Raw genomic sequence first — 15757 nt, 5'->3', positions numbered from 1 at the left:
CTGCGGCATGTGGCCCTGGGGCACCTGCCGGCATGAACCCTGACATGAGGTCTGCGTGAACGCCGAAACTGACTCTCACAACGCTGGCTCTCGTAAAGCGCCTGCGCGCCAAGAGCCTTCCCCCCGTGAGCGTACCGCTGAGGTACGTCCGCGCAAGGGGGGGCTGTGGCCGTGGCTACACCGTATGAGTGCGCCCGCGACCTTCTTCGCAGCGAGCTCACGCTGGCTGCCGTGGCTGTGGTCATTGGCGATCATCATGCTGCTCATCGGCAGTGTCTGGGGGCTGGCCTTTGCTCCGGCGGACTATCAGCAGGGCAACAGCTTCCGCATCATCTATGTACACGTGCCGGCGGCCATTCTCGCCCAGTCGTGCTTCATGTTGCTGGCGGCTTGCGCGGTGATCTTCCTGGTCTGGAAGATCAAGCTGGCGGATATGGTCGCCACTGCCGCCGCACCCATTGGAGCGCTGATGACGGCGCTGGCACTGTTCTCCGGTTCCGTGTGGGGCATTCCCACCTGGGGTACCTGGTGGATCTGGGATGCCCGCCTGACCTCGATGCTGATCCAGCTATTTCTTTACCTCGGGGTGATCGTGTTGCGCGGCGCCTTCGCCAGTCGTGATAGCGGCTCACGCGCCGCCTCTATTCTGGCCTTGGTCGGTATGGTCAATATCCCCATCATCAAGTATTCGGTGGACTGGTGGAGCACACTGCACCAGCCTGCCACCTTCACGTTGAGCGAAGCACCGCCGATGCCGGCCAGCATGTGGATACCCTTGTTGCTGATGGTGATGGGTTTCTATGCCTTCTTTACGGCGCTGGTGCTGATGCGTACGCGGGTGGAGGTGTTGCGGCGCGAAAGTGCCAAGCAGTGGGTGCGCCTGCTGCTGAATATCGTGCCTGAGCGCGCCTCATCAGTTCACGCTGCATCAGTCCAAGCCAAAGATGAGAGGCACTGAATGATGGCCTTTACGAGTGTCGCCGACTTTTTCGCGATGGGCGGCCATGCCGTTTATGTGTGGTCCGCCTGGGGACTGACGACCGCTGGGCTGATGGGGTTGGTAATCTCCACGCGCTTGTCTCGCCGCGCGGTAGAAGCCGATATTCGTCGTCGCGTGCGTCGTGAGCGCTCCCACAGCTGATGTCGTTTTAATCTCCGGCTGACGGTCAGTTGGTCTGGCGTTATCTGCTTCCTGTTGCTTGTCTGCCCCTTGCCCTGATTGAGTCTTGACCATGAACCCCAAACGCAAGCAGCGCCTGTATATCGTCACGGCCGTCGTGCTGCTGGCCTCCCTCGCGGTGGGCCTGACGCTCTATGCCCTGCGCGCCAATATCAATGCCTTCTACACACCGACCCAGATTGCGAGCGGCGAGGCGCCCGAGGGGCGTCAGATTCGTGCGGGCGGCATGGTGCGCGAGGGTAGCGTGAGCCGCGATAACGAGACGCTGGACGTCATCTTTACCGTCACCGATTTTGATCGCGATGTCACGGTGCATTATCAGGGCATCCTGCCGGACCTGTTCCGTGAAGGGCAGGGTGTGGTGGTGATGGGCACCTTTGACGGCGAGCATCTCGAGGCCAGCGAAGTGCTGGCCAAGCATGATGAGAAATACATGCCGCCGGAAGTATCGGCAGCGCTCAAGGCCTCTGGTCGCAGCGTGTCGGGCGACAAGGTCATTGAGAAGGACATGGGAAAAGGCATGGAGAAAGGAAGTAATAGCGACAGAGACAGCGCGCAGAGCGTTGAGCCAGCCAGTGACGTGACACCGCAGGAGACACCGTGATGGTGACGCAACTGTTGCCGGAAATCGGTCATTTTGCGCTGATTCTGGCCGCCTGTCTGGCCTGTGTGCAGGCGGTCGTACCGCTCGTTGGAGCGGCCACGCGTCGTCCGCTATGGATGAGTTATGCACAGCCGATGGCGTGGGGGCAGTTCCTGTTCGTCTTGTTGGCCTATGCCTGCCTGACGGCGGGATTCATGCTCGATGATTTCAGCGTCGCCTACATTGCCAATAACTCGAACAGCCAGTTGCCGTGGTACTTCAAGTTCAGTGCGGTGTGGGGCAGCCATGAGGGGTCAGTGCTGCTATGGAGTCTGATTCTGGCTGGTTGGGGATTTGCCGTCTCACTGGGCGCGCGTCATCTTCCGCGTGACATGCTGGCCCGCGTGCTGGGCATCATGGGGCTGATCTCGACAGGTTTCCTGGCGTTCATACTGCTGACCTCCAACCCATTCGCGCGCCTGCTGCCAGACATGCCTACCGATGGCGCGGACCTCAATCCGCTGCTGCAAGACATAGGCCTGATCATCCATCCGCCGATGCTCTACATGGGCTACGTCGGTTTCTCGGTGGCGTTTTCCTTCGCGATGGCCGCCTTGTTGGGCGGGCGTCTCGATGCCGCCTGGGCGCGCTGGGCACGACCGTGGACCAATATTGCCTGGGCGTTTCTCACCGTCGGCATCGCGCTGGGCAGCTGGTGGGCCTACTACGAGCTTGGCTGGGGTGGATGGTGGTTCTGGGATCCGGTCGAGAACGCCTCCTTGATGCCGTGGCTGGCCGGTACCGCACTGATCCACTCGCTGGCGGTCACGGAAAAACGTGGCGCCTTCAAGAGCTGGACGGTGCTGCTGTCGATCTTCGCTTTCTCGCTGTCGCTGCTGGGTACCTTCCTGGTGCGTTCCGGCGTGTTGACGTCAGTGCATGCCTTCGCCAGTGACCCGGACCGCGGGCTGTTCATCCTTGTGTTGCTCGGTATCACCGTCGGCGGCTCGTTGCTGCTGTTTGCGCTGCGTGCGCCACGTGTACGCTCGACACTCGGCTTTCATTGGCTGTCGCGGGATGCCTTCCTGCTGGTCAATAACCTGATTTTGCTGGTGATGATGGTCACCGTGCTGTTGGGTACCCTCTATCCGCTGGTGCTGGATTCGCTGAATCTGGGCAAGATCTCGGTGGGCCCGCCGTACTTCAATGCGCTGTTCGTCCCGCTGACCACGCTGCTGTGTGCCTTCATGGGGCTGGGACCTTCTTCGCGCTGGAAGCAGATGCAGGGCCGCGAAATCTTCCGTCGTCTGGCACTGTCTGGTGTTGCCGCGCTTGTCATCGGTGGGCTCCTGCCGTTCACGCTGGATATCGCATGGAGTGCCTCGGTGGCGCTGGGTCTGGTGATTGCACTGTGGGTCGTGTTGCCACTGTTGCGAGACCTGTGGGACAAGAGCGCCTCGAAGGCCGGCCGTCTGGCGGGCCTCAAGCGGCTGACACCCAGCTACTGGGGCATGCAGCTGGCGCACTTGGGAATCGCGGTCACTATCGTCGGCGTGACGTTGGTCTCCAATACCGAGGTCGCTGAAAACGTGCGCATGACACAAGGCAAGGTGGTCACGGTAGGCGGCTATGAATTCAACATGACGCAGCTTGGCGAATATCGTGGTCCCAATTACCTGGCTAATCGCGCCACGGTCGAGGTCAGCCGTGAGGGTAAGCCCGTCACCGTGTTGCATCCGGAGAAGCGTCTGTTTCTGGCCAGCGGCATGCCGATGACTGAAACCGCGCTGGATGCCGGCTTCACGCGCGACCTCTACGTCGCCATGGGCGAAAAGCTTGATGATGGCAGTTGGGCCGTGCGGATTCAGGTCAAACCCTTCGTGCGCTGGTTGTGGCTGGGGGCGTTGCTGATGGGGGCGGGCGGTGTGATTGCGGTGCTGGATCGTCGCTACCGTCGTCGAGTCGACCCGCGCCCGACATCACTCACGACCGAGCGGGAGGTGTCCGTATGAGCATGCCTCGTCTAGTGCTTTTCGTGCCGCTGCTGATCGTGGTGGGATTGGGTGCCTTTCTTTATCAGCGCCTCGATGATGACCCCTATGCGCGTGATTCCGCGCTGCTGTCGCGTGACTTCCCCACCTTTACACTGAGCACGCTGGAGGACCCTGACGCGCGTGTCAGCGAGTCGCTGCTCAAGGGGCAGGTCAGTCTGGTCAATGTGTGGGGCGAATGGTGCCCGACCTGCAAGCACGAGATGCCACAGCTGCTGGATCTCGCGGATCGTGGCGTACGCATGATCGGCGTGGATTACAAGGACACGCGCGACAAGGGCCGTACCTTCCTTGAGGAATTCGGCGACCCCTTTGAGATCAATATATTCGATCCCGAGGGCACGCTGGGCTTTGATCTGGGCGTCTACGGCGCACCCGAGACCTTTCTTGTCGATGCTCAGGGCGTGATCCGCTATCACCACACCGGCTATATCCGCCCTGAAGATGTGCGCGAGATCATCTTGCCGACACTGGAGCGCATCACAGCTCCGGCGGCGGGCGGTAGTGATGGTGGCAGTAATGGTAGTAATGGGAGTAGTGGTAGCGATGGCGAGGAGAAGACGACATGAGTCGACTCAAGCATTCACTCGCCAGTGTCGCTGTTCCGCTGGTTCAGGCGTTGGTCGTGTTGCTGTTCCTGTCATGGCTGGCGGCTGGCAAGGCGCAGGCCGCCATCGAGATGCATCAGTTCAACAACCCGGTGCTGCAGACGCGCTATGACAGCCTGACGGCCGCGCTGCGTTGCCCCAAATGTCAGAACCAAGCGATTGGCGACTCGGATTCACCCATTGCTGGCGACATGCGTCAGAACGTAGCGGACTTGCTCAATGACGGGCGCAGCGACAGCGAGATCCAGAATTTCATGGTCGATCGTTTCGGCGAGTATGTGCTGTATAACCCGCGCCTCGATGGCCGCACCTGGTTGTTGTGGGGTGGGCCGGCCGTGTTGATTCTGCTCGGGCTTGGCGGTGTGGCACTGATCGTACGTGCCAGACGCCGTGCAAGTGTGCGTGCGCTTGACCCTGACGAACAGGCCAGAGTCTCTGCGCTGCTGAAGGCTCATGGTCGCCCTCGAAATGGAAAGGAATCTTCATGACGCTGCTATGGCTGGCGATTGGCCTTTTATTGATCCCTGCCGCCTGGTTGCTGCTGTTGCCGCTCCGGCGTGCTCGCGGTACGCATGCGGCTCAGCAGGCCTTTGAGAGTAATGACGGCCTTGAGGTCGAGAACGTGCGCGTCTATCAGAGCCGTCTTGCGTCGTTGGAGCGCGGTCACGCACGCGGAGATATGGACGATGCGGCGTTGGCAGAAGGGAGGGTCGAACTGGAGCGTAGCCTGCTGGAAGACGCCGAGGCAGCCCGCCGTGCGCCACTAAAGGCTGCTGTCAGTGGACGCTTGCTGGTACCGCTGCTGGTCGTGAGTATGGCGGTAGGCTCGCTGTACTGGTATCAACTCGAGGGCGCGAGTGGTGATCTCGCATTGACGGCCGCCATCGAGGCGACGCCGATACATGATGCCGCCAGTTTCAAGGCACGTATCGCCCGTTTGCGCGCTGAGGCCGACGCGCAGCCGGATAACGCCAAGGTATGGATGGCGCTGTTTCCGCTATATCGTGATGCGGGTCAGCTCAACGAGGCCATGCAGGCACTGGATGTGCTGATACGTCTTGAAGGGCGAGTGCCAGCATTGCTGGCGCAGATGGCGCAGCTCAAGTTCTTTGCCGCTCAGCGCACGCTGACGAATGAGGTACAGGCGCTGGTCGATGAGGTATTGGCCGTAGACCCGCGCCAGCCAACAGTGTTGGGGCTGCTCGGTATCGATGCATTCGATCATTCCCGCTATGAGCAGGCCATTGATTACTGGCGCAAGGCGATTGCAGGCATGGAGAACCCCGGTGCAGCCAAGGCGCTGCGCGAGGGGATCAGCGCGGCACGTGCCCGCATGGCACAGGCCGGTGAGGTAGATGCTTCGGTCGCCTTGAGTGAATCAGCACTAGGCGATGCCAATGACAGTGATACTGTCGATGACAGCGCCAAGGCAGTCGCCGAGACAGCTCAGCTGACTTTGAGCATTACGGTTGCTCCTGCGCTCAAGGCCCAATTGGCTGCACGCCCTGAGGCGACGCTGTTCATCGTCGCGCGTGATAGCGCGGGTAAGCTACCCCCGCTGGCGGTCGTGCGGACCACGGCGGATCAGCTGCCACTGACGGTTACGCTATCGGATGACAACGCGATGGCTCCGATGGCGCGTTTATCAATGGCTGATGAGGTGAATCTCGTCGCCCGTATCTCGGCCTCTGGCGCACCAGCCGCTCAGGCGGGTGACCTTGAGGGGCGGCTGTCCGACGTGACGGTCACGCGTGGTGATACGGCTGCCGAAACGCCATTGGCTCTGCATATCGATCATGTGGTGGGTGCCGCGGCCACCACTCCGTAGGGGATAGGCCGGGCCGCGTGCAATGCACTGCCTTGTTGCAGTCTATTGCTAGTGTCTGGAATCACGACTCGGCCTGCAGTGTGGATGACACGCTGCAGGCCGTCGTGGTTGGGGCCACCGGCGCTTTTGGGTAGACTGCGCGCTGGTTTTTCAAAATTATCTTCGTCAGACCCTTTTTCACGTTTTAGACCTCAAGGACGCGCCAGGCGCAATGCGGCTCAAATCGATCAAGCTGGTCGGCTTCAAATCTTTTGTCGATCCAGTCACCGTGCCTTTTGATAGCAACATGACGGCGATACTCGGCCCCAACGGCTGCGGTAAATCGAACGTCATCGATGCTGTGCGCTGGGTCATGGGTGAGTCCAGCGCCAAGAACCTGCGTGGTGAGTCGATGACAGATGTCATCTTCAATGGCTCCACCGGCCGTAAGCCGGTCGGTCAGGCCTCCGTCGAACTGACCTTCGACAATGCTGACGGTAGTCTCGGGGGTGCCTGGTCCGAGTATGCCGAGATTTCCGTCAAGCGTCTGGTGACACGCGAATCCCAGTCCGGCTACTTCCTCAATGGCCAGAAGTGTCGCCGCCGCGATATCGCCGATGTTTTCCTCGGCACCGGCCTTGGGCCACGTTCCTATTCCATTATCGGGCAGGGGATGATCTCGCAGTTGATCGAGGCACGTCCCGATGATCTGCGCGGCACCCTCGAAGAAGCGGCCGGCATCTCCAAGTACAAGGAGCGCCGCCGCGAGACCGAAAGCCGCATGAAGCGCACCCAGGAGAACATGGAGCGCCTTGATGATCTGCGTGAGGAACTCGACAAACAGCTCGAGCGCCTCAAGCGTCAGGCCGAAGCGGCGCGGCGCTATCAGACGCTCAAACAGGACGAATATCGCCTCAAGGGTGAACTGGCTGTGCTGCGCCGTCGTGGATTGCGGGCACAGCAGCGCGATCAGCAATCTCGTGTCACCGAACTGGAAACTGGCGTCGAGCGCGAGATTCTCGGCCAACGTCAGTGCGAAAGTCAGTTGGAAGAACAGCGCTACCAGCACGATGAACTCGCGGGTGAGTTGGAAGTTCATCAGGCGGCCTTTTACGAGACGGGGGCCAAGATCGCGCGTCTCGAGCAAAGCCTGGAGCACGCTCGTACGCGTGAGCAGCAGCTGGCGGCAGACCTTGAAGTCGCACGTCGCGAACTCAGCGATGTGCAGCGTATCGAGGGCGAGGATGGCGAGCGTCTGGAGATGATCGACGCACGTCTTGAGGACATTGCACCCGAGCTTGAGATGGCGCGCGAGACGCTCGAAGGGCTTGAGCTGTCACTGGAAGAAGCCGAAGAGCGGCGTCAGGACAGTCAAAGTGAGTGGGAGCGTTTCAGCCAGGCAGATAACGAGGCGCAACGTGGTGCTGAGCGTGCCCAGAGCGAGATTCAGCGTCTGGAAAGCGCAATTGGTGAAGCGGAGCGTCAGCGCGAGCGTCGCCGTCAACAGCTCGGCGAGTTGACAGATGTGGCAGAACTGCGTGAGGCCCGCGAGGAGCTCCGTGAGCAACTCGATGAGGTGATGCTCCAGGGAGAATCTCTCGAGTCACGCCGCGAGCAGGCCAGTGAAACGCGCGAACAGGCGCAAGCCAATCGGCTGGCACTGGACGCCGAACGTGACCAGTTGCGCCAACGGCGTAATGTGCTGCAAGGCGAGAAGGCCTCGCTTGAAGCGCTGATAGAGGCCGCGTTGCGTGATGACGATGACTCACTGGCCGCGCATCTGGAAGCACATGGTCTGTCACAGGCACCTACGCTGGCCGAAGGGCTGGAGGTCGATACTGGCTGGGAGTCTGCCAGTGCCTGGGTGCTGGGGCCTTTCCTGCGTGCTCGCATGGCGAGTGCTGATCAGTCGCCGCTGGCAGGGTCGCTGTCAGAATTGCTGGCGGCGCTGCCCGGTGGCGAACTGTCGATGGTCGAGACGGCCAGTGCTGAGGCTGCACCGACGGGCACACTGGCTGCGCGTATCAGTGGTGCTGCGGCACTGAATGGCTGGCTGGCCACTATCCAGTGCGTCGAGACGCAGGCAGCCGCCTGGCAGCAACGTGACTCACTGGCGTCTCATGAGAGTGTGTTGACGCCTGATGGCCTGTGGTTAGGCCGTGGCTGGAGCCGCCGTCAGGTTGCCGGTGAACGTGCTGACAGCGTGATTGCTCAGCGTTCGCGTCTTGAGCAGGTCACGCTGGAGCTAGAGGCACTGGATGCCCGTCTTGAGGACATTGAGGCACGGCTGGCAGAAGCCTCCGAGCAGATTGCTGTCGCCGAGGCTGCGCTCGAAAATCTGCGTGTCGAGGAGCGTGAGCTGGGTGAACGCCAGCGTGAGCTGAGCCTCAAGGAAGCGGGGCTCGCCAGTCGCCTTGAGCATGTTGATGGTCGTGCGCGTGAGCTCGATGAAGAGCTCGCACAGCTGGCAGAGACACGTGAGGGCCACGCGCTGGCGCTCGAAGAAGCCCGCGAGCGCTGGCAGCAGACGCTGGAGTCGGTCGAGAACAATGCACAGGCACGTGAGACGCTGGAGCAGTCGCGACGCGATCACCAAAGTGCACTGGCTGGATTACGTGCACAGCAGGCACCGGCGCGTGAACAGGTCAGCCGTCTCGACATGGAGCGCCAGCGCCTGGTGACTGAGCGCGATGGCATGCAGGGTCAGCGTGCGCGTGCGAGCGAACAGCGCGAAAAGCTGGCAGAGCGAATCGAATTGCTTGAAGCCAGCCGTGAAGAAACGACGTTGCCGCAGGAAGAAGAGCGTGAGCAGCTCGAAATGTTGCTCGAAACTCGGCTTTATCAAGAAACCAAGCTAAACGCCTGTCGTGATAAGACTCATGAATTAGTCGAACAGATGCGTCAGGCAGAGCAGTCGCGCCAGACCCATGAACGTAATCTGGAAGGCATCCGTCAGCGGCTCGAAGAAGGGCGCATGCAGGTGCAGGCATTGACACTTAAGGCCGATGCGCAGGATGAACAGCTGGTGGAGCTGGGCTATGACGAGACCGCAACGAGCCTTCTCGAAGACGGTCTTGACCCCAATGCCACCGAGTCTGCCTGGAGCCATAACCTCGAGCAGGTTGGTGAGCGCATCAAGCGGCTTGGCGCTATCAACCTGGCGGCCATCGAGGAATACGACCAGCAGGCTGAGCGCCGTAACTACCTTGAGGCTCAGCATGCCGAGCTGACCGAAGCGTTGGAAACGCTCGAGCGTGCCATCCGTAAGATTGATCAGGAAACACGGGTGCGATTCAAGGATACCTTCGACAAGGTCAATGCCGGAATCCAGACGCTTTTCCCGAAGATCTTCGGTGGTGGGGCCGCGTGGTTGACGCTGACAGGCGATGATTTGCTGGAGACGGGAGTCGCGATCATGGCGCGTCCTCCCGGCAAGAAAAACTCCACCATCCATCTTCTGTCAGGAGGCGAGAAAGCACTGACAGCACTTGCATTGGTGTTCGCTATCTTCCAGCTCAATCCGGCGCCATTCTGTATGCTTGATGAAGTTGATGCGCCGCTGGATGATGCGAACGTTGGCCGTTATGCCAGACTGGTGAAAGAGATGTCAGAAAGCGTACAGTTCATCTATATCACGCATAACAAGATAGCGATGGAAGCGGCAGATCGGCTTATGGGCGTTACCATGCAGGAACCAGGTGTCTCGCGACTGGTCTCTGTAGGGATAGAAGAAGCTGCGGTACTCGCCGAAGCCTGAGATAAAAGCCGTGCAAGAGGGCAAGGTCATCCTCACGCACGGCAGCCAGTAGCCGGACTTGCGGCCTAGTTGGCAAAATCTTGTTGCACGGAGTGATCGAAAGCACTACGACTTTGCGTCATAGTGTCAGTCAGGGATAATTGAAGGGCGATTGCGTAGGTCACCACCACAGGATTGACATTCGAATAATGTCCCCTTTTTCTGCAATCGCGCTATGCTGTTTACGTGCATGGTGCCCAAGCAAACAGGCTAATGACCCATGGAATTGAGAGAGTGGCTCATCTTGTTGGGGTTGGTGCTGGTCGCAATCATCGTCGTTGACGGTGTGCGTCGGCTCCAGCGTCAACGTCGAGTACCCCGTCTAGATAGAGTGGGTACGATGGATTCTACCGATGCTGCAGATGCGGCTGCGGGAGAAGAAGACGTAGTAGTGGATAAACGCGACAACTGGGAGCTGCCGAACGGCGGTTACCGGGTGATCGGTGATACTGAGCAGCATGACGAGGCAGAGGAAGACGATTCTGTGCTCGATAATGCTCACGGTATCAAGGCATCGCGGGTGACTCAGCCGAGTCGTCCCGCGGAGCGTATGGAGCGACGTGAATCACCGGAGCGCAAGGGCCTTGGCCAACGTGCTGCGGCGTTCGGTGCGCGCGCCAGTCAGTCGATGCGTGACGTGACCGCCAGCTTGAGTGCGCGCCGTGAAGATGAAGAAGATACCGTTCACCGTGAACCAGCGCTGCATGATGAACAAGGCGATCCCGCCGATCATGATGCCGTCTCGCATGAATCTGAAGACGATGTGAGCATCTCTGCTTCGCGGGCCGATAATATCGAGCCGATGGCAGAGATTCCGGAGACAGAAGGCTCGAGCGCGTCGGCATCGGACATGCCTGATGCCAGCACGACCTCTTCTCGTAAAGAGCCGATACTTGAAACGGAGTCTTCTTCTAGCGCCACTGCGCAAGAAGAAGAGAGTGAATCTGTCGATGAGCGTCATCCGCTGGTGATTCGTGCCGAGCGCAACAAGGTCGATGATGGGCTAGCCCGCGACATGCTGGCGGATGCCAGTGAAGTCATTATCATTTCCGTGATGGCGCGTGGTGATTCAGGTTTCAGCGGCGAGGATGTGCTGGGTGTCTCACTGGCCTGTGGTCTGCGTCATTCCAACATGGGGCTGTTCTTGCGCCATGAAGAGGAAAGTGAAGACAGCCCGCTGCAGTTTGCGATGGCCAATGTAGTCAAGCCGGGTATCTTCGATCCTGAAGAGATGGTCGATAGTCAGCTGGATGGTGTGACCTTCCTGATGCCGCTGCCAGGTGCAGACGATACGTCTGCTGCGTTCGAGACAATGGTCGAGATCGCCATGTTGCTGGTACGTCGCCTGGGCGGTGAGCTGAAAGACGAGAACCATAGCGTGATGACCGCGCAGACCATCGAGTTCAAGCGCCAGCAGGTACACGAATTCGAACGCCGCAATCGTCTGCACCGCTATCAAGCCAATTGAGACAGGCCAATTGAGTGTCTGAGTCAGCAAGTCTGTCATGACGCCAACGGCGACCTTCGGGTCGCCGTTGGCGTTTCTGCCATGTGCAGCGTTTGGGTACAATGGCAGCATCATGGCGATCCACTCGGTATCGAGTTGGTGTATCGTCACCCGCTTTTCAGGTCGTCCAGTGTCTGCAGACTTGCTGCACTGGCAAGGCCACTGTTTCGAGTGAATGTCATGTCAGCTCAGGATGATCTGTTTTCCGCCTCTTTCGTCGATGGGGCGATGCCTGATGAGTCGGCCGCTGCGCAGGGTATTCCCGATGATGTGCTGCTCGAGGTCGAGCGTCTGCATGGCGAGCTGCTCGAGGCTAACCATCGGTACTACGTGCAGGACGATGCGACACTGACTGATGCTGACTACGACACGCGTCTGCGTCGTCTGGAGCAGCTTGAAGCCGAGTATCCGCAGTTGGTAACGCCACAGTCGCCTACGCAACGGGTCGGCGCGGCACCGGCGACCGGCTTCGAGGAAGTGCAGCACGCCGTGCCGATGCTGTCGCTCAACAATGCTTTTGATGGTGATGAACTACGTGCCTTCGTGCAGCGGGCCGCCAAGACGCTGGAGCTGCGTGATGGCAGCCAGCTAAGCTTTTGTTGCGAACCCAAGCTCGATGGCCTGGCGGTATCGCTGATCTATGAAGATGGCGTGTTCGTGCAGGGTGTCACGCGCGGCGATGGCCGCACAGGTGAAGGCATTACTACCAATCTGCGCACGATTCGCTCTATCCCGCTCAAGCTGCGCGGAGAGAACCTGCCTGCGCTGCTTGAGGTGCGCGGTGAGGTCTATATGAGCCATGCCGGCTTCGAGGCGCTCAATACGCGTGGCCGTGATGAGGAGGGCAAGGTATTTGCCAATCCGCGCAATGCCGCAGCGGGTAGCCTGCGTCAGCTGGATTCGAAAATTGCCGCATCGCGCCCATTGGAGTTCTGCGCCTATCAGGTCGCACGTCTTGATGAATCATTGCTGGCAAGTGAGGCAGGCCAGAATCACTCCGGCCTGATGGCGCTGCTCAACGACTATGGCTTTCGTACCAGCCCACAACTTGAAGTGGTGAGTGGTGCCGAAGGTATCATCGATTACACACGGCGCCTCGGTGAGCAGCGTGACCGTCTTGATCACGACATCGATGGCGCAGTCATCAAATTGGATGCCCTGCGTCTACAGCGTGAATTGGGCTTCGTGGCGCGCGCACCGCGCTGGGCCATCGCCTACAAGTACCCGGCGCAGGAGCAGGAAACCACGCTGGAAGGCGTCGACTTCCAAGTGGGCCGTACGGGTGCGCTGACGCCGGTGGCGCGTCTGGACCCGGTGCAGGTGGCCGGTGTAGTGGTGTCCAATGCGACGTTGCACAACATGGATGAGGTCGAGCGCCTCGGCGTACAGATTGGTGATCGGGTCATCATCCGCCGCGCCGGTGATGTCATCCCTCAGGTCGTGCGTATCGCCCATGAAGGCGAGACCCGTCAGGCCATCATGCTACCGGACGGATGCCCGGTATGTGGCTCCGAGATCGAACGACTTGAAGGTGAAGTCGTGGCGCGCTGCGCCGGTGGCTTGATCTGTGCCGCCCAGCGCAAGGAAGCGCTCAAGCACTTCTCCAGCCGCAAGGCGCTGGATGTCGATGGCCTTGGTGAAAAACTGATCGAACAGCTGATCGAGCGTGAGCTGGTCAAGACACTCGCGGATCTATTCACACTGGATGCTGCGACGCTGGCCGAACTGCCGCGCATGGGCGAGAAGTCAGCCACCAATCTGGTCGCATCGCTCGACAAGAGCCGTCACACCACGTTGGCACGCTTTGTCTATGCACTGGGTATCCGTGAAGTGGGTGAGGCTACGGCCGCAAGCCTCGCCGCGCATTTCGGTACGCTTGAAGCGTTACGTGCCGCGGATCAGGTAGCGCTGGAAACAGTGGATGATGTGGGGCCCATCGTGGCGGCGCATATCCATACCTTCTTCGCACAGCCGCATAACAATGAGACTCTTGAGGCCTTGTTGGCCTGTGGACTGACGTGGGAAGAAGTCGAGATTGGCGAGCGCCCGCAACCGCTGGCCGGCCAGACCTGGGTGCTGACGGGTAGTCTGGAGAGCATGACGCGTGATGAGGGCAAGACGCGCCTGCAGGCATTGGGAGCCAAGGTGGCCGGCAGCGTCTCGAAGAAGACCGCTGGCGTCGTCGCTGGTACCGCCGCAGGCAGCAAGCTGGAGAAAGCCATGCAACTGGGTCTCACCGTATTGGATGAAGACACCTTCGTCGCGCGGCTCGCTGATTGGGAGTCGGGTGACATGAATGAATCAGAAGGAACGGACGCATGAGTACGGATACGCTGCATGAGCCGCTACAGGAACTCCCTGTCTCTTCCCACAGCGCCACCCATGATCAGGAGGTGCCCATGAGTCAGATGCCACTCGACCAGATGGACCCGCGCGAGCGCTTCATCGAGGTACCGTCACGCATGCTGCCCGCCGAGACACGCCGTGCCTTGCTGGAGACCTTTGTCACCCGTCAGGGCTACGACACCACTGATGTGGGGGAAGGCATGGCGGGTTGGGTCGCGGAGCTGGAAGGTCAGCTATCACGCGGCAAGTTGCTGATCGTCCACGACATCGGTACTGAATCCACCGAAGTGATGACGCTGGAGCAATGGCAGTCTTTCGGTCGCCAGTTGGCAGATGATGAGGAAGAAGGTGACTGAGTAGAGTCCGTAGCCTGATTCACGCTTGAACAATAGCTGAGTCATCTCTGAGCCATGTCTTAAAACCGACAACGGCCCTGGCGTGAGCCAGGGCCGTTGTCGTGAGTGGTGTTACCGTGAAGCAGATAAGCGTAGAAAAGTGCTACGCGAACCACATCGGCACGACCAGACTCGAGATCAGCAGAATCAGCGCGCCGCCCAGGCGAGAAGAAATCTGGGCAAAAGGCATCAGCTGCATGCGATTGGCAGCTGACAGGACGGCGACGTCGCCGGTACCGCCCATGTTGGCCATGCACAGCCCAGCAGTGATGGCTGATTCGATGGGGTAGAAGCCGACCAGCTTGCCGACGATACCGGCGCCGAAGGCTGCGCCTGCGACAACCCCGAACACGATCACTACGTAGGTGATGGTAATGGCATCGATCACCTGACCGAGGTCGGTGTAGGCCACGCCAATGCCGAACAGCAACGCGAAGGTCCAGTTACCGGCCACGAAGCGGAACCACTGGGCGGCGGCCTGATTGATGCTTTCCGGCACCAGGTTGGCGCACTTGAGCACTGCCACAGCGATGATCATCAGCGCATACGGGTGCAGCGGGATGACCTTGCCGATGATCTGGCTGGCGACGAAGAAGCTCATGGCGATCACCATGCCGATGCCCAGCTGGGACAGATCAGGCGCGCTCTTCTCTTCACGTACCTCGACGCCCGGCATCATCTGGCCACCGCCGGTGAGGGATGGGAAGCGCTTGCCAAGGCCGTTGAGCAGGCCAGCAATGATGATGGCGAAGACATTACCCAGTGCCAGTGCCGGCACCAGAATCGAGATGTAGTAGCTGGCGGGTTGTCCCAATAGCTGCTCGTAGATCTGGCTCATCGGCACGGCACCAGCACCCATGCCGCCCCCCATGATGGGCAGTGCGATGATCATCACCGCGTCCTTGGGCGAGAAGCCCATGATCCAGCCGACCAACATCGCAAACAGCGCCGCGAACAGCACGGAGCACAGCAGCGGCAGAGCGAAGCGCGCCCCGACCTTGACCAGCACGCGGGAGTCCATGCCGAGGATGCTGCCGGTAATCAGTGCCGCGATGTAGAAGTTGAGGAAGCCGCCGGCTTTCATGAACTCGCTGACATTGGCTGAGACGTCCTGCGGTAGCCAGCCCATATAGATCAAGGTTGCGGCACCGAAGATGGCGAGGATGGCACCGCCGCCCAGATAGCTGCTGATGATCGGCAGGCGGTCGCCGAGAAAGCCGAGCAACTCACCGAGAATCATCATGACCAGCAGCGCACCGATCATGCCAGTGGGCAGGGTATCCGAGGCGATGGCACCGATCAGCACCAGTAGCGGTAAGGCAAACATCGGCAGGGACATGCCGAAGATCTGCATCCCGGGACGAGAGGCCTCAACGGTAGGCGAGGCTGAGGCGGCCTGAGTGGCGTTTGTCATGCGTGCTCCTCATCCTGCGTGGACATGCCGCAGGACGTATTGTTATGCCGTGATGCGCAGGCGTGGCATC

General features: G+C 60.1%; 12 protein-coding genes. 11 read left to right on the top strand and 1 reads right to left on the bottom strand.

Features of this window, described 5'->3' with window-relative positions; translation table 11 throughout:
- Positions 1–163: 163 nt before the first annotated feature.
- The 11 genes from CFN46_RS07630 (at position 164) to CFN46_RS07580 (ending at position 14234) form a co-directional block, all read left to right on the top strand.
- Positions 164–958 carry a heme ABC transporter permease gene (locus CFN46_RS07630; RefSeq protein WP_024952106.1) on the top strand — a complete coding sequence of 265 codons (795 nt, stop codon included), beginning with the start codon at positions 164–166 and terminating at the stop codon, positions 956–958.
- Positions 959–1141 carry a heme exporter protein CcmD gene (gene ccmD / locus CFN46_RS07625; protein ID WP_246116440.1) on the top strand — a complete coding sequence of 61 codons (183 nt, stop codon included), beginning with the start codon at positions 959–961 and terminating at the stop codon, positions 1139–1141.
- A 91-nt stretch (positions 1142–1232) separates the two neighbouring features.
- Positions 1233–1784 carry a cytochrome c maturation protein CcmE gene (ccmE, locus tag CFN46_RS07620; protein ID WP_088743165.1) on the top strand — a complete coding sequence of 184 codons (552 nt, stop codon included), beginning with the start codon at positions 1233–1235 and terminating at the stop codon, positions 1782–1784.
- Entirely contained in the window at positions 1784–3775 is a 1992-nt protein-coding gene (locus CFN46_RS07615; protein ID WP_088743164.1) for a heme lyase CcmF/NrfE family subunit, read from the top strand. Before ccmE ends, CFN46_RS07615 begins: the two co-directional genes overlap by 1 nt.
- Positions 3772–4383, top strand: a complete 612-nt coding sequence (locus CFN46_RS07610; protein ID WP_088743163.1) for a DsbE family thiol:disulfide interchange protein — start codon at positions 3772–3774, stop codon at positions 4381–4383. The genes CFN46_RS07615 and CFN46_RS07610 overlap by 4 nt, the downstream gene beginning before the upstream one ends.
- Positions 4380–4910: a cytochrome c-type biogenesis protein gene (locus tag CFN46_RS07605; RefSeq protein WP_024952102.1), complete on the top strand. Its 531-nt coding sequence runs from the start codon at positions 4380–4382 to the stop codon at positions 4908–4910. Before CFN46_RS07610 ends, CFN46_RS07605 begins: the two co-directional genes overlap by 4 nt.
- Positions 4907–6250, top strand: a complete 1344-nt coding sequence (gene ccmI, locus CFN46_RS07600) for a c-type cytochrome biogenesis protein CcmI (protein ID WP_088743162.1) — start codon at positions 4907–4909, stop codon at positions 6248–6250. Before CFN46_RS07605 ends, ccmI begins: the two co-directional genes overlap by 4 nt.
- Positions 6251–6461: 211 nt before the next feature.
- Positions 6462–9986, top strand: coding sequence for a chromosome segregation protein SMC (gene smc, locus CFN46_RS07595; protein ID WP_088743161.1), 3525 nt, complete (start codon positions 6462–6464; stop codon positions 9984–9986).
- Positions 9987–10245: 259 nt separating this feature from the next.
- Complete coding sequence (locus CFN46_RS07590) at positions 10246–11493, top strand: cell division protein ZipA C-terminal FtsZ-binding domain-containing protein (RefSeq protein ID WP_088743160.1); 1248 nt, start codon at positions 10246–10248, stop codon at positions 11491–11493.
- A gap of 267 nt (positions 11494–11760) precedes the next feature.
- A complete protein-coding gene (gene ligA, locus CFN46_RS07585; RefSeq protein ID WP_254918439.1) occupies positions 11761–13854 on the top strand; it encodes an NAD-dependent DNA ligase LigA in 2094 nt (697 codons plus the stop codon).
- Positions 13855–13955: 101 nt separating this feature from the next.
- Positions 13956–14234 (top strand): YheU family protein, encoded by a 279-nt coding sequence (locus CFN46_RS07580; protein WP_035159774.1) that lies wholly within the window; start codon positions 13956–13958, stop codon positions 14232–14234.
- A 142-nt stretch (positions 14235–14376) separates the two neighbouring features.
- On the opposite strand, the gene CFN46_RS07575 is transcribed toward CFN46_RS07580, so the two are convergent.
- Positions 14377–15627, bottom strand: coding sequence for a 2-hydroxycarboxylate transporter family protein (locus tag CFN46_RS07575; protein ID WP_246116457.1), 1251 nt, complete (start codon positions 15625–15627; stop codon positions 14377–14379).
- Between the last annotated feature and the right edge of the window lie 130 nt (positions 15628–15757).

This window comes from Cobetia sp. QF-1, assembly GCF_002213105.1.
Taxonomy (GTDB): domain Bacteria; phylum Pseudomonadota; class Gammaproteobacteria; order Pseudomonadales; family Halomonadaceae; genus Cobetia; species Cobetia crustatorum.
Note: the sequence above shows the minus strand (reverse complement) of the source record. Positions and strands in the feature narration are given on the sequence as shown.